Origin of the sequence: Rhizobium sp. Leaf311 (genome assembly GCF_001423445.1) — a bacterium.
Classification (GTDB): Bacteria; Pseudomonadota; Alphaproteobacteria; order Rhizobiales; family Rhizobiaceae; genus Agrobacterium.
Genome location: NZ_LMNZ01000001.1, coordinates 387,211 through 404,875, shown reverse-complemented (window position 1 = coordinate 404,875; position 17,665 = coordinate 387,211). Strand labels below are relative to the sequence as shown.

Annotated in this window: 18 protein-coding genes; 14 read left to right on the top strand and 4 right to left on the bottom strand. The window is 57.3% G+C overall.

The window, feature by feature from the left end:
• Nucleotides 1–34: 34 nt before the first annotated feature.
• The 6 genes from ASF69_RS01920 (at nt 35) to dps (ending at nt 5,392) form a co-directional block, all read left to right on the top strand.
• Nucleotides 35–1,102 carry an ABC transporter substrate-binding protein gene (locus ASF69_RS01920; RefSeq protein WP_062585577.1) on the top strand — a complete coding sequence of 356 codons (1,068 nt, stop codon included), beginning with the start codon at nt 35–37 and terminating at the stop codon, nt 1,100–1,102.
• 243 nt (nt 1,103–1,345) lie between these two features.
• A complete protein-coding gene (locus tag ASF69_RS01915; protein WP_062584784.1) occupies nt 1,346–2,290 on the top strand; it encodes a tripartite tricarboxylate transporter substrate binding protein in 945 nt (314 codons plus the stop codon).
• Complete coding sequence (locus tag ASF69_RS01910; RefSeq protein WP_062584773.1) at nt 2,287–2,781, top strand: tripartite tricarboxylate transporter TctB family protein; 495 nt, start codon at nt 2,287–2,289, stop codon at nt 2,779–2,781. Before ASF69_RS01915 ends, ASF69_RS01910 begins: the two co-directional genes overlap by 4 nt.
• Before the next feature lie 93 nt (nt 2,782–2,874).
• On the top strand, nt 2,875–4,392 hold the full coding sequence (locus ASF69_RS01905; RefSeq protein ID WP_062584762.1) for a tripartite tricarboxylate transporter permease: 1,518 nt from the start codon (nt 2,875–2,877) through the stop codon (nt 4,390–4,392).
• 135 nt (nt 4,393–4,527) lie between these two features.
• Nucleotides 4,528–4,791 (top strand): hypothetical protein, encoded by a 264-nt coding sequence (locus ASF69_RS01900; protein ID WP_062584760.1) that lies wholly within the window; start codon nt 4,528–4,530, stop codon nt 4,789–4,791.
• A 100-nt stretch (nt 4,792–4,891) separates the two neighbouring features.
• On the top strand, nt 4,892–5,392 hold the full coding sequence (gene dps, locus ASF69_RS01895; protein ID WP_200939028.1) for a DNA starvation/stationary phase protection protein Dps: 501 nt from the start codon (nt 4,892–4,894) through the stop codon (nt 5,390–5,392).
• A gap of 55 nt (nt 5,393–5,447) precedes the next feature.
• On the opposite strand, the gene ASF69_RS01890 is transcribed toward dps, so the two are convergent.
• Nucleotides 5,448–5,669 (bottom strand): hypothetical protein, encoded by a 222-nt coding sequence (locus ASF69_RS01890; RefSeq protein ID WP_062585571.1) that lies wholly within the window; start codon nt 5,667–5,669, stop codon nt 5,448–5,450.
• A gap of 175 nt (nt 5,670–5,844) precedes the next feature.
• Between ASF69_RS01890 and ASF69_RS01885 the strand changes: the two genes are divergently transcribed.
• The gene (locus ASF69_RS01885) at nt 5,845–6,048 is read left to right on the top strand and encodes a CsbD family protein (protein ID WP_062584757.1); all 204 of its coding nucleotides are present in this window, start codon (nt 5,845–5,847) and stop codon (nt 6,046–6,048) included.
• A 69-nt stretch (nt 6,049–6,117) separates the two neighbouring features.
• Here ASF69_RS01885 and ASF69_RS01880 read toward each other — a convergent pair whose 3' ends face one another.
• Nucleotides 6,118–6,489, bottom strand: coding sequence for a response regulator (locus ASF69_RS01880; protein ID WP_244475363.1), 372 nt, complete (start codon nt 6,487–6,489; stop codon nt 6,118–6,120).
• A gap of 4 nt (nt 6,490–6,493) precedes the next feature.
• The gene (locus ASF69_RS01875; protein ID WP_062584755.1) at nt 6,494–7,957 is read right to left on the bottom strand and encodes an HWE histidine kinase domain-containing protein; all 1,464 of its coding nucleotides are present in this window, start codon (nt 7,955–7,957) and stop codon (nt 6,494–6,496) included.
• Between the two features lie 397 nt (nt 7,958–8,354).
• On the opposite strand from ASF69_RS01875, the gene ASF69_RS01870 reads away from it, so the two are divergent.
• From ASF69_RS01870 to ligD, 3 genes are read left to right on the top strand one after another with little or no spacing between them, the layout of a single operon-like run.
• The gene (locus ASF69_RS01870) at nt 8,355–8,621 is read left to right on the top strand and encodes a hypothetical protein (protein ID WP_244475362.1); all 267 of its coding nucleotides are present in this window, start codon (nt 8,355–8,357) and stop codon (nt 8,619–8,621) included.
• Nucleotides 8,618–9,457, top strand: coding sequence for a Ku protein (locus ASF69_RS01865; RefSeq protein WP_062584751.1), 840 nt, complete (start codon nt 8,618–8,620; stop codon nt 9,455–9,457). The genes ASF69_RS01870 and ASF69_RS01865 overlap by 4 nt, the downstream gene beginning before the upstream one ends.
• Nucleotides 9,458–9,459: 2 nt before the next feature.
• On the top strand, nt 9,460–11,940 hold the full coding sequence (gene ligD, locus ASF69_RS01860; RefSeq protein ID WP_062584749.1) for a DNA ligase D: 2,481 nt from the start codon (nt 9,460–9,462) through the stop codon (nt 11,938–11,940).
• 13 nt (nt 11,941–11,953) lie between these two features.
• Here ligD and ASF69_RS01855 read toward each other — a convergent pair whose 3' ends face one another.
• Complete coding sequence (locus ASF69_RS01855) at nt 11,954–12,748, bottom strand: Ku protein (RefSeq protein WP_062584747.1); 795 nt, start codon at nt 12,746–12,748, stop codon at nt 11,954–11,956.
• Nucleotides 12,749–12,965: 217 nt separating this feature from the next.
• Between ASF69_RS01855 and ASF69_RS01850 the strand changes: the two genes are divergently transcribed.
• The 4 genes from ASF69_RS01850 to catE all read left to right on the top strand — a co-directional run bounded on the left by ASF69_RS01850 (nt 12,966) and on the right by catE (nt 17,596).
• The gene (locus ASF69_RS01850) at nt 12,966–14,042 is read left to right on the top strand and encodes a catalase family protein (protein ID WP_062584745.1); all 1,077 of its coding nucleotides are present in this window, start codon (nt 12,966–12,968) and stop codon (nt 14,040–14,042) included.
• A 192-nt stretch (nt 14,043–14,234) separates the two neighbouring features.
• Entirely contained in the window at nt 14,235–14,585 is a 351-nt protein-coding gene (locus tag ASF69_RS01845) for a PepSY domain-containing protein (protein ID WP_062584742.1), read from the top strand.
• A 60-nt stretch (nt 14,586–14,645) separates the two neighbouring features.
• On the top strand, nt 14,646–15,254 hold the full coding sequence (locus ASF69_RS01840; protein WP_062584740.1) for a general stress protein: 609 nt from the start codon (nt 14,646–14,648) through the stop codon (nt 15,252–15,254).
• Nucleotides 15,255–15,445: 191 nt separating this feature from the next.
• The gene (gene catE / locus ASF69_RS01835) at nt 15,446–17,596 is read left to right on the top strand and encodes a catalase C (RefSeq protein WP_062584738.1); all 2,151 of its coding nucleotides are present in this window, start codon (nt 15,446–15,448) and stop codon (nt 17,594–17,596) included.
• The last annotated feature ends 69 nt before the right edge of the window (nt 17,597–17,665 follow it).

The window sequence follows — 17,665 nt, the reverse complement described above, 5'->3', positions numbered from 1 at the left end:
GTGAATGGCAAGGGGCTGCGGCATGATCTTTTCCATGCGTATTCTTGTGTCACTCTGTCTGTTTTTCGCCGCCGCGACGTCGTCTGGCGCGCAGCCCATGATATTTCCCGCTCTTTCAGGCAAGGCGGACGCACAAACACTGATGGTCTATTCATCGCTGGACGAGCCTCTTGCCACACCGATGATCGAGGGCTTCCAGAAGGCCAACCCGGATGTGGCTGTCTCCTACGAAGACATGCTGACAGGCGAAATCTATGACCGGATCGTGCGCGAGACGGACGCCGGCCAGAAGACGGCTGACTTTGCTTTTTCCTCCGCCATGGATCTTCAGGTAAAGCTCAGCAATGACGGCTATGCGCAGCGATCCGATCTGCCGATGAGCGATCGCTGGCCCGCATGGGCCAACTGGCGCAACACAGCCTATGCGCTGACATTCGAGCCCGCGGTCTTCGTTTACCACAAACCGAGTTTCATGACGGAGCAGCCGCCAGCCAGCCGCGCCGAATTCGTCGACTATCTGCAGCGCCACGCAAAGGAGGTCCACGGTCGGATCGCGACCTACGACATCGAACGCTCAGGCGTCGGCTTTCTGTTCATGTCGCGAGACCAGGAGCAGTTCGGCGATATCTGGAACGTCATCAAAAGCATGGGAACGGCAGGCGTGAAGGTCTATTCCACCAGCTCCGCCATTCTGGAGCGCATTTCCGACGGACGTTTTCTGCTTGGCTACAATATTCTTGGGTCCTATGCCGCAGACTGGGCGTCGCGCCACCCCGATGTCGGCATCGTCCTGCCCAAGGATTATACCGTCGTCATGTCGCGCATCGGCCTTGTGCCACAAGCCGCACGCAATGCGCAGCTGGGCCGTCGATATCTGGAGTTCTTCATGTCCAAGGAGGGACAGACCATCATGGCGCGGCAGTTGCAGATCCCGGCGGTCAGCCCGGATGTTGCCGGTGAAAATACCGCCAACATGATGCAGGCCATCCATGGCGCGCAGCTGCGGCCGGTTCCCGTCAGCCCCGGATTGATGGTCTATCTCGACCAGGTCAAGCGCGCCCGCATTATTGAACGCTGGAACGAGGCTTTACGAGCCCAGTAGACGAAAATCGAAAATTAATAGACAGTAAATACGCTTGCCCGGCGCAGAGCGTCAGTTAGATGACAGCTTTCTATGGTGCTGTGCAGGTCTTCGTTCATCCGTGGAGGCGGACTGAAGAAGCGGGAGGAAGTCTCATCGGACCGTTCGTTGCAAGTTGTTCATGCTTGACCTTGCTGCCGTCCATGTGCCGCCCTTCCGCGATGACAACAACAGGCCGAAACGGCACATCAAGGAGGGTTCACTTTGAAGCATTTCCTCATCGCTTCTTTTCTCGCTGGCGCTATCGCACTTCCGGCAGCCGCCGCTGACTACACCATCATTGCTCCTGCAAACCCCGGCGGCGGCTGGGACCAGACGGCCCGTTCGCTGCAGAGCGTGCTGCAGGAAGAAGGCATTTCCAAGAGCGTTCAGGTTCAGAACGTTCCAGGCGCAGGCGGCACGATCGGCCTTGCACAGTTTGCAAGCCAGCAGAAGGGCAATCCCAACGCCCTGATCGTCGGCGGCTACGTCATGGTCGGCGCGATCCTGACCAACAAGGCACCCGTTACGCTGAAGGAAGTCACGCCGATCGCGCGTCTGACCGGCGAATATGAAGTCATCGTGGTTCCTGCATCGTCCGACATCCAGAACATCGGCCAGTTGATTGAGAAGCTCAAGAAAGAGCCAGGCAGCGTCTCCTGGGGCGGCGGCTCGGCTGGCGGCACGGACCACATCACAGCCGGCCTGATTGCCAAGGCTGCGGGCGTCGATCCGACCAAGATCAACTACATCGCCTATTCCGGCGGCGGTGAGGCTCTGGCCTCCATCCTCGGCGCACAGGTAACCGCAGGCATTTCCAGCTATGGCGAATTCGAAAGCCAGGTAAAGGCCGGTACCGTTCGTCTTCTCGCCATTTCCAGCGAAGCGAAGATCCCAGGCATCGAAGCACCAACGCTGAAGGAAAGCGGCCTCGACGTCGTCATCCAGAACTGGCGCATGGTTGCAGCACCTCCAGGCCTGACGCCTGAGCAGGAAAAGGCTGTCAGCGCCGACATCGAAAAGCTGGCCAAGTCGGCCAAGTGGCAGGAAACACTCAAGACCAAGGGCTGGATGGACACCTATCTCGCCGGCGACGCCTTCAAGGCACAGCTTGAGAAGGACACTGCTTCGACCGAAACGATCCTCAAAGACATCGGACTGGTAAAATGAGTCAGGGTTCATCCCCTTCCCAACCGACAAAGCGCCGCCCTGATTGGGCGGCGTTCGCGATCGCCGTTTTTCTCGTGGCCATCGCGCTCGTCATCTTCTGGGATTCTGCGCGGCTTGCCAGCGTCACCGGTTATTCTCCGGTCGGCCCGGCAACGGTTCCCTACGCCATTGCCATCTGTCTTATCGGCCTGGCAATCTGGACCGCCATCGAGGCCTGGCGCAACGAGTTTCCGAGCCGTGACAGACAGGAATTGGGACCTGTCTTCTGGGTTGTCGCGGGTCTGGCGGCACAGATGCTTCTGCTGAAAATTGCCGGATTTTCCATTGCAACCGGATTGCTCTTTGCCTTCACGGCCCGCGCCTTCGGCAAACGCAAGCTCTGGTATTCCATTCCAATCGGTATTGCATTCAGTTTCGTCATCTGGGTCATCTTCTCGCAGCTTCTGCAACTTTCGTTGCCTGCCGGACCTCTGGAACGGCTGTTATTCTAACGGCCGATCCATTCGATAAACAACAAGACCTGAGACTTCGCGATGGCGTTTTGCGCGCCGCGAGGGTCTCGCCCGACAGGGGGACGACTGTCCATGAGCACTTTTGAATTTCTGCTGCAAGGCATTCTGATTGCCGCGCAACCGATGAACCTCCTTTATGCGCTGATCGGCGTTACGCTCGGCACGGCTGTTGGCGTTCTGCCCGGCATCGGACCGGCCTTGACCGTTGCGCTTCTTCTGCCCGTCACCTATCGCCTCGATCCCGCCGGATCGCTCATCATGTTCGCCGGCATCTATTACGGCGGCATGTATGGCGGCTCGACAACCTCCATCCTTCTGAATACCCCCGGTGAGAGCGCATCCATCGTTACCGCTCTTGAAGGCAACAAGATGGCCCGTGCAGGGCGTGGAGGTCCGGCGCTTGCAACGGCTGCCATCGGCTCCTTCGTAGCTGGCCTCATTGCCACGATCGCGCTGGCCTTCGTTGCGCCTTACATCGTCAAGCTGGCGCTGGTCTTTGGTCCCCGCGAATATTTTGCCCTGATGGTGCTTGCCTTCGTTACGGTATCCTCGGCATTCGGCGATTCCGCATTGCGCGGTCTGACATCACTGTTCATCGGCTTCACGCTGGCCATTGTCGGCATCGACCAGCTCACCGGCCAGACCCGCATGAGCTTTGGCGTCCCCGACCTGCTCGACGGTATCGAAGTGACCACGCTGGCCGTTGCCATGTTCGCCATCGGTGAAACGCTGTTCATCGTGGCGCAGGGCCAGGGCGGACCGGACAAGGTCGAAGCCGTCAAGGGCTCCGTCTGGATGACCGCCCAGGACTGGGCGCGCTCCTGGAAGGCATGGCTGCGCGGTACGCTGATTGGCTTCCCGATTGGTGCGATGCCCGCCGGTGGCGCCGAAATCGGAACGTTCCTGTCCTACGCCACGGAAAAGAAGCTTTCCAAACACCCGGAAGAGTTCGGCCATGGCGCCATCGAGGGCGTTGCCGGTCCTGAAGCGGCCAACAATGCTTCTGCGGCTGGTACGCTCGTGCCGCTGCTGACACTTGGCCTGCCGACGACGGCGACGGCTGCCATCATGCTGGCCGGCTTCCAGCAATTCGGCCTTCAGCCCGGACCGCTTCTGTTTGCAACCAACCCTCAGCTCGTCTGGGGCCTTATTGCCAGCCTCTTTATCGCCAACGTCATGCTGCTGGTCCTCAACCTGCCGCTGATCGGCCTGTGGGTAAAGCTGCTGACCATTCCGAAGCCTTGGCTTTATGCTGGCATTCTTTTGTTCGCAACGCTCGGCACGATTGGCGCCAACCCTTCCGTGTTCGAACTCGGAATGCTGCTCGCCTTCGGTATTCTCGGCTACGTCATGCGCATTTTCGGATATCCGATTGCGCCTGCCGTCGTTGGCCTCATCCTCGGACCTCTGGCAGAGCAGCAGCTGCGCCGTGCGCTCGCCATCGGCCAGGGCGACCCATCGGTGCTGTTCACATCGCCGATTGCGGTGGGTCTCTTCATCGTCGCGGCTGCCGCCTTCCTCATCCCGCTGATCATGCGCATTCGTGGTCGCGGCCAGGTTCTGGCCCAGCTTGCTGCAAACGAAGACTGACCCCGTCTCCGTCTGTTCAACGATCAGAAATGAAAAAGCCCCGCATTCGAAAGGATGCGGGGTTTCTTTATGGCCGGAACGGAAAGGGCGAGAGCCCGTTAAGAACAGGCAACGAGCCAATATTGGGATAGTACCATGCGTCTGACACCCCTGCTTTTCGTTCTCGCCCTCACATCCTGCACCACGGGAGGGGCAGCTGTCGATCCGATACCCGGTAGCATCACCTATGGTGGTCAACCGCGAACGAAACTGGAGAAATCTCCCGTCGGCAGCATCCTCCACCATGATTTCATGATGACGGATGGCAGACGCGCCTATGAGACCTATCGCATAGAGCCGGACCGATCTCTCACTCTGCTCAACCGCGTCATCATGAGCGATGTGCCGCCGGATAACTAAGTTTCGGCAAATCGTCGTTCAACCGTCGCGAGATGGAACGACTGGCCACCCAACTCGTTGCTTTCCCACTTGTTTCAAAACGAAACTTTGATCGATGTTTCTGGAGAGAAAAATGAGAACACATAAGACAAGAAACGATTTACCATCCAACGCGAAGGCCACGGTTATCGGCCTGCTTAACGAAGCACTCGCATCCGTAATCGATCTTTCGCTGGTCACCAAGCAATCGCACTGGAACCTCAAGGGACCGCAATTCATCGCCATCCACGAACTGCTCGACAAGTTTCGCACGCAGCTGGACAATCACAGCGATACGATTGCCGAGAGAGCCGTACAACTCGGCGGGACGGCACTGGGAACCACCCAGACGGTGTCTTCCACCTCAAAGCTGAAGGCATATCCGACCGACATCTACAAGATCCAGGATCATCTGGCTGAGCTCATCGAGCGGTATGGTGACGTCGCCAATCTCGTGCGCAAGTCTATTGAAGAAGCGGATGATGCCGGTGACGCAAACACAGCCGACATTTTCACAGCTGCCTCACGCGATCTCGACAAGGCACTGTGGTTCCTCGAAGCACATGTTCAGGAAAAAGCCTGACACAACAAAGCGCCCGGGAGACCGGGCGCTTTTTACCGTTCGAAAGTCAAGACGATCAGTGGCGCCGTAACACGGCCTTGCCAATATCCCGCAGCATATCGTGATCGAGAATGCCACGCTGGGCACTTCTGATCAGCACGGCTGCGCATTCGTTCGCAACCGGACTGCTACGGTCCTCAAGGCACTCGAAACATACGCCATCGAATATCGTCTGAAGGTCTGTGACCTGCTGGGGCGACAACTGCGCACCCACTCTTTGAAAAGCCGCATACGACAAGGCTAATCCTCCCAAGACTGCCAAATATCGACACTCATTTTCATGAACAATTAATTTCTACACCGGAACGAATCAGATGTCGAATCTGATCTTAACGAATTTTCAATGATTATTTTCTTGGGAACCGCAGGCCGCGCCCGACCGTTACTTCTTTGTCACAACAAGGAGAAATCCCATGGATTGGAATCGCGTAGAAGGCAACTGGAAGCAGGTCAAAGGCAAGATCAAGGAACAGTGGGGCAAACTCACGGATGATGATCTAGACCAGATCGCCGGCAAGCGAGATCAGCTTGAGGGCAAGATCCAGGAGCGCTACGGCGTCGAGAAGGACCATGTCCGCAAGGATGTAGATACCTGGTACGACCGCCAAACCTGGTAATCGCCCAAACAGCAAAATGCCCGCCATGTGCGGGCATTTTCGCGTTTAAAGTCTTGTTGAATGCGCGGGTTACGCAACAGCAAGATCGCGGCCGCAAAGTGCAGCTTCGATGTGATTGGCGCAGATCGGCTTGGTCAGGAAAGTGGCACCGGGTGGCAGCACACCATCGGCTGGATTGTACCTTCCAGATATCACCACGATCCGTATGTTCGGCCAGCGGCGGTAAGCCACATTGGCGAGTCCCAGACCGTTGATCGAACCCGGCATGTCGATATCGGTCAGTATGGCCTCGAAATCACTATCCGCCTCCAACATTTTCACGGCCATGTCAGCCGTAGAGGCTTCCTCTGCACAAAAACCGAAATCGGAGACCATGTCGACGAGATCGAGCCTGATCAGCCCATCATCCTCGACAATCAATAATCGTGGCATTTGCTGCATGAAATTAGTGCTCCTGCTGGAAGCTTGAGAGGTCGGCAGCGATGATGCATCGCACACCGCCCTGTTCGTAGAGAAGATCGACTTTGCTGTCGGCGGCACCCGCAAGTCCGGCCTTGATCAGCCGCGAGCCTGAGCCCACCCGCTCTGGTGAGATAACGGCGGGCCCGTTGCTTTCGCTCCAGACAAGCTCAAACCTGTCCTTTGCTTCGCCCGTGACACGCCAGACGATATCCACCCTGCCATCTGGCGTGGAAAGCGCCCCGTACTTGACCGCATTCGTGGCCAGTTCATGGAGGATGAGAGAAAGCGACAGCGACGGGCGTGAACCGACGCGCAGATTTGGACCGGCAACCGAAAAGCGTGTCGCTGTCGGGTCATCGTGAATTTCAAGCATCTGATTAACGAGCTTGTGTACCTGGGATGTACCCAGACCGCCCTGTATGACCGTATCGTGTGCGGCGCTGAGAACGCCGATGCGGGCAGCCAGTGTTTTTCTAGCGGACAAAACATCTTCCGCTGAACGAAGCGTCTGGGAAGCAATAGCCTGAACCATGGCCAACTGGTTCTTCAGGCGATGGCCGAGTTCGTGAGAAATAAGCTCCCGGTGCTTCTGTTCAGCCAGGCGTTCCGTTACGTCCTGCGCCTGCACCAGAATTCCGGTTATCTCGCCGTCATGCCCGCGCAGAGCCTGGTAGACCAGATCGATCATGCGCCGCTGGCGTTCACCATCGGGGCCGCGGTTGAGGTCAACAGGTACAGCCCGGGAAGAAAACGTCTGCCCGGTGCGGTAAACGCCGTCGAGAAGGTCGATGAAGCCCTGCCCGACAACTTCGGAAACGGCCTCTGCAACGGACTTTCCGATGATCTCGCGTCCAAGGCCGATCATCGAGTAATATTCCTCATTGGCGAATTCGAAGATGTGGTTCGGGCCGCTCAACGTGGCAATGCCGGAGGGTGACATTTCGAAAATCTGCAGAAGCTTTTCCTGCTGGCTCTTCTGCTCCCGGCGCATCATGATTTCGCTGGTGATTTCAGAACAAGCGCAAAACATTCCCAGAACGGTACCGTCAGCATCGCGAACCGGCGTGTAGGAAAAGGCAAAGTGCGCTTCCTCGGGGTAGCCTTTCCGGTGCATCACGAATTCGATATCGTCCATGGATGTACCCTGCCCGGCATAGGCGGCAGAGATAATCGGCTCCACATCATCCCAGATATCGTACCAGAGATCTCTAAACGGATGCCCGAAGCCCTGGGGATGCCGATTGCCGCACATGGCGGAATATCCGTCATTATAAAGGGTGATCTGTTGAGGGCCCCAGACGATCAGCATTGGCTGCAGTGAACCGAGCATGACATTGACGAGCGTTTGGAGTTCGACGGGCCAGCGATCAGGCGTGCCAATCGGGCATTGATCCCAAGCAAAACCCCGGAACAAATCCCCGCATTCGCCGCCGCCGATAAAATTCAAAACTTGCCCCGTCTCTTCTCGCCCTCACGCCCCAATGCCCAGAAAGGCAATTGGTTCCATGAAAAATCGCAGGATTTCACCAGCAACGGCGATGCAGCAAGAATATCGTGTGAAAGCAAATGTTTGTTTACAATAATATTGCGACCATTCCACGCACTATAGTTGCAGATACACGCGGACACATCCCATAAACTGCGATCATCCCATCGCCCCGCGACGAATGGCAAAAACCCTTGCCGATTACATTTGCCGCTATCCTCAAACATCCTTCGAGTGCCGTGTGGAACGACGTGGCAAAGCACGCGTTAGGACACAAATATCGCCAGCACCTCGCCAGCCTCACAAAGGCATGATTTTGCCTTAGGCGGACTTGGCGGAAGGAATGGAAGGACCTCGCATGTCTCGTACATTGAAAAAATCCGCCCATCAGGCCTACGACGTTAGGGATCGGCTGATCCTTGCACTTTACGCACAGCTGCGCGCCGAGCGGGAAACACGCGAGGCGATGGAATGGGTGCTGCGCAATGGTGGCTTGTCTTCCGAGGTTCTCGAAGCAATGGCATCAGACCCCATACCGGTCATCACCGCTGAAGATATGAAGATGGTGGAGAGTACGCTCGAACATATGAGACCTGAACCCGGGCAGAAAGGCGCGCACTCATGACGCGGCGGGCAAGCTGGAAAGGCCACGTTAAATTCGGCGATCTCACCTGCGAGGTCGGTCTTTATTCTGCCCTCACCTCCTCGGAGAAAATTTCCTTCAACATCGTCAATCGAAAAACCGGGCACCGGGTCGAACGCCAATATGTCGATAGCGACACGGGCGATCAGGTGGAGAAGGATGATCAGGTCAGGGGTTTTCAGCTCGATAACGGCGACTATGTCGTCGTCGAAGGCGATGAAATCGCCAAACTCATGCCGGAGAGCGACAAGGTCATCCGCATCGACAGTTTCATAGCCTGCGACGAGATCGACAAGCTCTATTTCGACCGGCCTTATTTCCTGGCGGCGACCGATGGCGACGGAGAAGACGCCCTGAGCCTGCTCGCACAGGCGATGGAAAAGCAGGGCGTCGCCGCTATTGCCGAAGCGGTTCTGTTCCGCCGGAACCGCATCCTCATCATCAGACCGCACAAAAAATCACTGATCGCGACGACACTCAATTTCGATTATGAGGTCCGCTCGCAGGCAACCACCTTCAAGTCGATCCCCGAGCAGGAATTTGATGACGAGATGCTGGAACTGGCGGGGCACATCATCAAGAAGCGCGCTGGCACCTTCGATCCTTCCGCCTATCCTGACAGATATAATGACGCCCTGGCGGAACTGGTGCAGGCCAAGATCGAAGGTCGCGCGATCAAGAAACACGTCGAAGAAAAGCGCGACAATGTGGTCGATCTCAAAGAAGCCCTGCGGCGCAGCGCCGAGGATGAAAAGGCTGCGGGCAAATCCACCCGCAAGAAGCCAGCCGCCAAGACGGCAACGAAGAAGGCGAGCTGAAAATGGGTCTACAAACCTATAATTCCAAGCGCCGCTTTGACCAGACACCCGAACCGGAAGGCACCAAGGCCGAGACCGAGGGCTCGTCCTTTGTCATACAGAAGCATGACGCACGGCGTCTGCACTATGACCTGCGGCTGGAACTCGACGGTGTCTACAAAAGCTGGGCTGTGACCCGTGGCCCCAGCCTCAACCCGGATGACAAGCGGCTTGCCGTGCATGTCGAAGACCACCCGCTCAGTTACGGTGAGTTCGAAGGCGTTATACCGAAGGGCCAGTATGGCGGCGGCACTGTCATTCTGTGGGACCGTGGCACATGGCACCCCGTGGGAGATGCGAGAAAAGGCTACAAGAAAGGTCATCTCGAATTCGAGCTCGAGGGCGAAAAACTGAGGGGGCGCTGGCATCTGGTCAAGATGCATGGAAAGCCGGAAGAAAAGCGCGAGAACTGGCTTTTGATGAAGGTCGAGGATGAGGAAGCGCGCACCGGAAAGGGCACGGATATCCTTGTTGAAAAGCCGGATTCCGTCAAAACCGGACGCAGCGTCAAGGATGTCGCGGCAGACCCTGACGATACCTGGAACTCGAAACCGGTCAGCAAGAAGGCCAAGACGGCCTCACCGCAAAAGCAGGCGCATGATTTTCCAAAGGGGGCTCGAAAGGCAGGTGTTCCGGCATTCGTGCCGCCAGCCCTCGCCACGTTGAAGCCTAAGCCTCCTGCAGGAGACCGTTGGCTGCACGAGATCAAGTTCGATGGCTATCGAATCCAGGTCCATATTGACAAGGGCAAGGTCACGCTGTTTACCCGAAGCGGGCTGGACTGGACCGAGAAATTCGGCAAGGAGGTCGCCAGTGCCTTTGCCAAGTTGCCGGTCGAGAACGCCGTCCTTGACGGCGAGATCGTCGTGGAGCGCGACAACGGCGCCTCTGACTTCTCCGCCCTCCAGCAGGATCTCAGCGACGGCAGGACTGACCGTTTCCGTTTCTATGCCTTCGATATGCTTCACCTTGATGGCCACAGCCTGCAAGCGGCAGAGTTGATTGACCGGAAGGCGCTTCTCGAAAAGCTGCTGCCCTCCAACGACCCTGTGCTGCGTTACAGTGAGCATTTCGAGGAAAGCGGCAGCATGATCCTGGATCACGCCTGCCGCCTTAGTCTCGAAGGCGTCATTTCCAAGCAGAAAAACAGCAAATATGCCTCTGGTCGAAAGGGCCAGTGGGTGAAATCCAAATGCTCCAGCCGGCAGGAATTCGTTATCGGCGGCTATACCCTGTCTTCGACATCGGATCAGGCAATCGGGTCGCTTGCACTTGGCGTGCACGACAAGGAGGGGCTGCGCCACGTTGGGCGGGTCGGAACCGGATTTACCGCAGCCGTCGCCGAAAATCTGTTCAAGACCTTGAAGCCACTAGCGCAGAAGGACAGTCCCTTTGCCGACAAGCTCACGGCTCTGGCGAAAAAAGATCTCGTCTTCGTCAAGCCGGAAACCGTCGCTGAGGTGGAGTTTCGCACCTGGTCGGCGGATGGCAATCTGCGCCACGCCTCTTTTCGCGGAATGAGGGAAGACAAGAGCGCCAGCGAAATCACACGCGAGGATACGAAAAAGTCGGATCAGGCCGTGCCGAAGACCACAATAAAGTTCACCCACCCCGAACGGCTGTACTGGCCCAAGGATGGCGTAACGAAGGAAGGCCTTGCCGACTATTACGCGCAGGTGTGGCACCTCATGGCGCCCTATATCGTAGACCGTCCGCTAGCGCTGGTTCGCTGCCCGGACGGGATAGACGGGCCGCATTTCTTTCAAAAGCACCCATGGCGCGGAACGAACAAGGCTATCGGCCAGATTGCAGACCCGAAAGACAAGAAGGGCGAACCTCTGATCCGCATCACGGATTTCGATGGACTTATGGCGCTGGTACAATCGGCAGCGCTTGAAATTCACCCATGGGGCGCAACCACGCGCAGCTGGGAAAAGCCTGACATGATCGTCATGGATATCGACCCCGGCGAAGATGTGGAATGGGGCGAGGTCATGGAGGCGGCGCTGGAGCTGAAACGCCGCTTCGAAGACGTCGGTCTGTCCGCGTTCCTCAAGACGTCGGGCGGAAAGGGCCTTCACGTCGTCAGCCCTCTCAAGCCGCAGGCGGGATGGACGGCGGTCAAGGCTTTCGCAAAACGCATGGCGGTTGATATGGGCAAGGCAGAGCCGGACAAATATCTGGCGGTGTCCACGAAAGCCAAGCGCAAGGGCCGCATCTTCATCGATTATCTTCGCAATGGCCGAGGCAACACGGCGGTTGCCCCGTACTCCACCCGCGCCCGTCCGGGCGCAGCCATTTCCATGCCGTTAGAGTGGTCCGAGCTTACCGATGAAATTGGCCCTGACTATTTCACGGTCGACACGATTGGCCCGCGGCTCTCTGCCATGAAACGCGACCCCTGGGACGGCTTCTTCTCCTCGGCAAAACCTCTGCCGAAATAGCCGCGGCGTAATGTCAGCCCCGCTTTTCCGAAGCGAGGCTTTTCTTGAGCGCGTCCATGATGTTGATGACATTGCCACCGCTCTTGCGCGCAGCGGGTTCTTTACCCTTGGCAGCTTTTGTCTTTCCCTTTTCCTTGGATTTGAGCAGGGATTTTATCTTCTTCTGGACCGTATCCTGCGCCACCGAAGGCTTCCATTCGGTTGTGTTCTTTTCGATCCGCTTTTGCATCAGAGACATAAGCTCAGCGTCCATCTTCTTTTTCGGCTCAAGCGTATCGATGCTCTCTCGGACCTCATCGGAATAGCGAAGGGTCCACAAGATGATCCCCTTCCCGGCTGGTTCCAGCAGAACCGCGTGTTCGCGCCGGTAAATGACAAGGCGCGCGATCCCTGCGACATTGTTCGCCTTCATGGAATCGCGGATGACGCCAAAGGCTTCTGCACCGATCTTGTCCTCAGGCTTCAGGAAATGCGGCCGGTCATACCAGATCCAGTCAATCGATCCTGCCGGAACGAATGTCTGGATGTCGATGGTGCGCGTGCTCTCAAGGCCAACTGCATCAATCTCGTCATCTTCAAGCAGGACATAGCTGCCGTCTTCCTTGGCGAAGCCCTTGACCTGATTCTTGTCAGCCACCTTCCGGTGCGTCGTGCTGTCGGCGTAAATGCTTTCCACCCGGTTGCCGGTGTTACGGTTGAGGATATGAAACCGGACCTTCCCGCTTTCTGTCGTCGCAGGCGTCAGAGATACAGCTGCCGTGACAAGTGAAAGGCGCAAATGCCCTTTCCAGAAAACGTGACGTGGCATGATGCAGGCTCCCGCGTTGATGGATCAGGCATGAAACGGTCTAACCGCGACATCGTTGCCGCTGCGGCCAAAAACTTCACTTCCGCGTAGTTACAGCGTTTCCGGCGCACATCATGGCTGCGGAACCATTCCCGAGATGTCGCTGTTACACAGGCGACGATCTGGCTTGCTGGAACACGTCACTGCTCGACCTTCCATCCACACGGAGACCTGTTTCATGACGCTGCCACAGCCCGTCCGCTATTCCGCAGACCTTGAGGAAATCAAACCAGACGAACAGGAGGTTATTGCCGACCTCAACGATACTTTCGACACCATCCTCAACAGAACCGCCGAGGATTACGGACACGCCGTCCGTTCCGTCCACGCAAAATCCCATGGCATTCTGGAAGGAACGCTGGAGGTTGAAAACGATCTGCCTTCCGAGCTTCAACAGGGCCTTTTCGCGACACCCGCAAGCTACAAGATCTACATGCGTCTATCCACCAATGCGGGTGATATCCTGCCAGATGCGATATCCCTGCCGCGCGGCCTTGCCATGAAGGTGGTAGGCGTTGAAGGTCCTCGCATCGAGGGTGCGGAAGGATCGACGCAGGATTTCGTCATGGTCAACGGCCCCGTGTTCCAGACGCCAGATGCCAAGAAGTTTCACGGCAATCTCAAGATGCTGGCCAAGACGACGGATCGCATGGAAGGCACCAAGAAAGTCGTCTCCAGCGTTCTGCAGACTGTGAACACCGCTCTGGAGGCCGTCGGCATCGAAAGTTCCAAAGTCCAGTCCTTGGGCGGCGCACCCAACTCAGATCCGCTAGGCGAGACCTATTTCAGCGTCACGCCTTTCCTTTACGGAGACTACGTCGCAAAGTTCCGCTTGAAACCCGTGTCTCAAGGGCTGGTGGAACTGACGGGACGCGAAATCGATACCAGCGTCAGCGACGATGCCATTCGCGAAACCGTCCAGGCGGAAATGCGCGACACGGCAGGCGAATGGTTGCTGCAGGTCCAGCTCTGTCGCGACCTGGAAAAACAGCCGATCGAAGACCCGACCGTGGAATGGAAGGAAGACGAAGCGCCCTTTACTACGGTCGCCCGCATCAAGGCGGGGCCGCAGGACAGCTGGTCGGACGCTAACGTGCAAAAGGTGGACGAGGAAATGCGATTCAGCGTCTGGACGGGGCTCGCCGCGCACCGCCCGCTCGGCAACATCAACCGCGCGCGCAAGGACACTTACGAGCACTCTTCTCAATTTCGCGCGGCCTTCAACCGCTGCCCCATGCACGAGCCGACCGCCTGAACGAACTCCCACGATTGATGAAAAAGGCGCGGCGTAATTGCCGCGCCTTTTCGTACCTGCCGTCTTTTCCAGACGAAAGGAGACTGGAACAGGCTGCATCCATTTAATTTAACTAATATGGAACGAATGACCTCAATGACGGTTAGCTACACACGGAGCTGTGAAGAACGGTCCGCATGAGAGGAAATCACCATGAAGAAGTTTATTCTTGCGGCAGCGCTGCTTAGCGCAACCGCACTGTCCGCTGCTGCCCAGACCTCAGCCCCTGCAACGACAACGCCGAGCACATCTGCTCCTGCTACGAGCACCGATGGCAACACGCCCGCTGTCGCATCGCCTGAGACGACAAATCCAACAGCACCGGTCGAAGGCGCAAACAGCTTTACGGAAGACCAGGCCAAGACCCGTATTCAGGAAGCTGGCTATACCGATGTCAAGGACCTCAAGAAGGACGACAAGGGTATCTGGATGGCAGCTGGAATGAAGGACGGCAAGTCCGTCATGATCTCCATGGACTACCAGGGCAACGTCGTCGCCAAATAATGGCCGACCGCTGACCTCGGGCAACTGCCCGGAAATGTCCCCATTTTTAAGGAACACATGATGAAAACAATTACTGGACTATTCGACGATCATGCAGATGCGCGCTCGGCTGTAACGGCCCTGGAATCTGCCGGTATTCCCTCCAAGGATATCAGCATTGTTTCCAACAATGCCCATAACCATCACGATCATGATGACGACTCCAAGGCTGCTGAAGGCGCCGGCACCGGTGCTGGCATCGGCGCAGTCGTCGGTGGCGCTGGCGGATTGCTGACCGGTCTTGGCCTTATGGCGATCCCAGGCGTTGGCCCGGTTGTCGCAGCCGGATGGCTTGCGGCAACAGCTGCAGGTGCGGTTGCTGGCGCAGTTGCCGGTGGCGCTGCCGGCGGCATCGTTGGTGCACTGACCGACTCCGGCGTGTCTGAAGAAGATGCGCATGTTTATGCCGAAGGCGTACGTCGTGGCGGCACTATTGTGACCGCCAAGGTCGATGACGGCATGATTGCCGAAGCCGAAGCCATTCTGCAGCGTTCGAACTGGGTTGATCCGGCTGCACGCCGCACCGCCTACAACGAGCAGGGCTGGGAAAAATTCGACGATACGCTAGATCCGTACAATGCCGAGCAGATCGAAAAAGAACGCACCCGCTACAACCGTCCGGGCCTGTAAGGCGCGATCGTCTGTAGCAAAGTCAGGACAATCGCAGTGGCAAAGCAACAAACTCCATTGGTCGCATCAATGGACGCTGTCAGAGGCACAACGTGATCTGTCGTGACCATATCTAGGGCCGCCCGAAAGGGCGGCTTTTCTACATCCGGCTCAGGCTGACGACGTTCAGCCGCCACTACGAGGAACGCACCATGGCCAAAAAACCGGCTACTCCCGCATCGATGCCTGAAATGGATGTCGTGACGATACACGACCAGAAAATGCACCGTGGACAAGGTGGAGAGCTTCACCAGATCGCAGAAGACGACGCTCCCGTCATGACGACCGCGCAGGGAGGCCCCGTTCTTGATGACCAGAACTCGCTGCGGATTGGCGCACGCGGTCCTCTTGTCATGGACGACTTCCATTTCCGCGAAAAAATGTTCCACTTCGACCATGAGCGCATTCCCGAACGCGTTGTTCACGCCAGAGGCTACGGCGTTCATGGATATTTCGAAACCTACGAGTCCCTTTCGCAATACACCAAGGCAGACCTGTTTCAGCGCAAGGGCGAAAAAACCCCTGTCTTCGTGCGCTTCTCCACTGTGGCCGGCAACAAGGGATCCGCTGACCTGGCACGAGACGTTCGCGGCTTTGCCGTGAAGCTCTATACGCAGGAAGGCAACTGGGATCTCGTCGGCAATAACATCCCTGTATTCTTCATTCAGGACGCCATCAAATTCCCGGACCTCATCCATGCTGCAAAGCAGGAACCGGACCGTGCATTCCCGCAGGCACAGACAGCCCACGACAATTTCTGGGACTTTATCAGCCTGACGCCTGAGAGCATGAACATGGTCATGTGGATCATGTCGGACCGGACAATCCCCCGCTCGCTCCGCTTTATGGAAGGCTTCGGCGTTCATACCTTCCGTTTCGTCAATGCCGACGAAAAGTCCACCTTCGTGAAGTTTCACTGGAAGCCGAAGCTCGGTCTGCAGTCCGTGGCCTGGAACGAGGCCGTGAAGATCAACGGCGCTGATCCCGATTTCCACCGCCGCGATCTCTGGAACTCCATACAGGCGGGCAACTTCCCGGAATGGGAACTGCAGGTTCAGCTGTTCGATCAGGAATTTGCCGACAGCTTCGATTTCGACGTGCTGGATCCGACCAAGATCATCCCCGAAGAAATCCTGCCACCCAAAGCCATTGGCCGCATGGTGCTGGACCGGATGCCCGACAACTTCTTTGCCGAAACCGAGCAGGTCGCGTTCATGACGCAGAACGTCCCGCCGGGCATCGATTTCAGCAACGATCCGCTGCTTCAGGGGCGTAATTTCTCCTATCTGGATACGCAGTTGAAGCGTCTGGGCGGTCCCAACTTTACCCACCTTCCCATCAATGCGCCGAAGTGTCCTTTCGCCCATTTCCAGCAGGATGGCCACATGGCGATGCGCAACCCTGTTGGACGCACCAATTACCAGCCGAACTCCCATGGTGAGGGACCAAGAGAGTCGCAGTCGCGCGGCTATCGTCACTTCCCTGCAGAAGAAAGCGGCCAGAAGGCACGTCTGCGTCCGGAAAGCTTTGCCGACCACTACAGCCAGGCACGGCAATTCTATATCAGCCAGACGGGCGCAGAGCAGCGTCACATCGCCTCTGCTCTAACTTTCGAACTCAGCAAGGTTGAGATACCAGCGATCCGCGAACGCATGGTCTCCCATCTTCTCAACATTGACGAAACGCTGGCCAATACGGTTGCGCAGAAGCTCGGCTTCCAATCCATGCCGGAAGCCGCAGATGCTGCCATGCCCACGCGCCAGGATCTTGCCCCTTCCCCGGCACTCAGCATCGTGGAAAACGGTCCCAAGCGTTTCGAAGGTCGCAAACTCGGCATTCTCGTGACCGATGGCGTCGATGTCGGCACCCTCAAGGCGCTGATCGATGCCGTCACCGCAGAGAAGGCGGTGGTCGAGCTGATCGCTCCGAAGGTCGGCGGTGTGAAGGCATCCGACGGGACGATGATCAAGGCCCATCACATGGTGGATGGCGGCCCGTCTGTCCTGTTCGATGCGGTGGCCCTGCTGACATCTTCCGAAGGGGTCGAAGACCTCGTGGACGAAGCAACGGCACGGGATTTCGTGGCCGATGCCTTCCAGCACTGCAAGTTCATCGGCTACGTCGATTCGGCGATGCCCCTGCTTGAAAAGGCAGGCATCGCCGGTGCGATGGACGAAGGCGTCGTTGCGCTGGCGAAGAAGGCAGACACCAAAGACTTCGTGTCGAAGCTTGGCGACCTGCGCGTCTGGGGACGCGAACCCTCGGTGAAGCTTGGAAAGGCATCTCCGCCCGCCAAGTCCTGATACCTTTCGGCAAGGGCGCGTCATTGGTTGACGCGCCCTTTTTTTAACGTTCACAGGGTGGCGCACAGC

Bases quoted from the DNA above. Each gene is read 5' to 3' on its own strand.
- ASF69_RS01855 (WP_062584747.1), bottom strand. From the start codon at position 12,748: ATGCCACGTCACGTTTTCTGGAAAGGGCATTTGCGCCTTTCACTTGTC.
- ASF69_RS01920 (WP_062585577.1), top strand. From the start codon at position 35: ATGCGTATTCTTGTGTCACTCTGTCTGTTTTTCGCCGCCGCGACGTCG.
- ASF69_RS01885 (WP_062584757.1), top strand. From the start codon at position 5,845: ATGGATTGGAATCGCGTAGAAGGCAACTGGAAGCAGGTCAAAGGCAAG.
- ASF69_RS01870 (WP_244475362.1), top strand. From the start codon at position 8,355: ATGTCTCGTACATTGAAAAAATCCGCCCATCAGGCCTACGACGTTAGG.
- ASF69_RS01900 (WP_062584760.1), top strand. From the start codon at position 4,528: ATGCGTCTGACACCCCTGCTTTTCGTTCTCGCCCTCACATCCTGCACC.
- ASF69_RS01865 (WP_062584751.1), top strand. From the start codon at position 8,618: ATGACGCGGCGGGCAAGCTGGAAAGGCCACGTTAAATTCGGCGATCTC.
- ASF69_RS01840 (WP_062584740.1), top strand. From the start codon at position 14,646: ATGAAAACAATTACTGGACTATTCGACGATCATGCAGATGCGCGCTCG.
- ligD (WP_062584749.1), top strand. From the start codon at position 9,460: ATGGGTCTACAAACCTATAATTCCAAGCGCCGCTTTGACCAGACACCC.
- ASF69_RS01845 (WP_062584742.1), top strand. From the start codon at position 14,235: ATGAAGAAGTTTATTCTTGCGGCAGCGCTGCTTAGCGCAACCGCACTG.
- ASF69_RS01880 (WP_244475363.1), bottom strand. From the start codon at position 6,489: ATGCAGCAAATGCCACGATTATTGATTGTCGAGGATGATGGGCTGATC.
- ASF69_RS01850 (WP_062584745.1), top strand. From the start codon at position 12,966: ATGACGCTGCCACAGCCCGTCCGCTATTCCGCAGACCTTGAGGAAATC.
- ASF69_RS01910 (WP_062584773.1), top strand. From the start codon at position 2,287: ATGAGTCAGGGTTCATCCCCTTCCCAACCGACAAAGCGCCGCCCTGAT.
- catE (WP_062584738.1), top strand. From the start codon at position 15,446: ATGGCCAAAAAACCGGCTACTCCCGCATCGATGCCTGAAATGGATGTC.
- ASF69_RS01905 (WP_062584762.1), top strand. From the start codon at position 2,875: ATGAGCACTTTTGAATTTCTGCTGCAAGGCATTCTGATTGCCGCGCAA.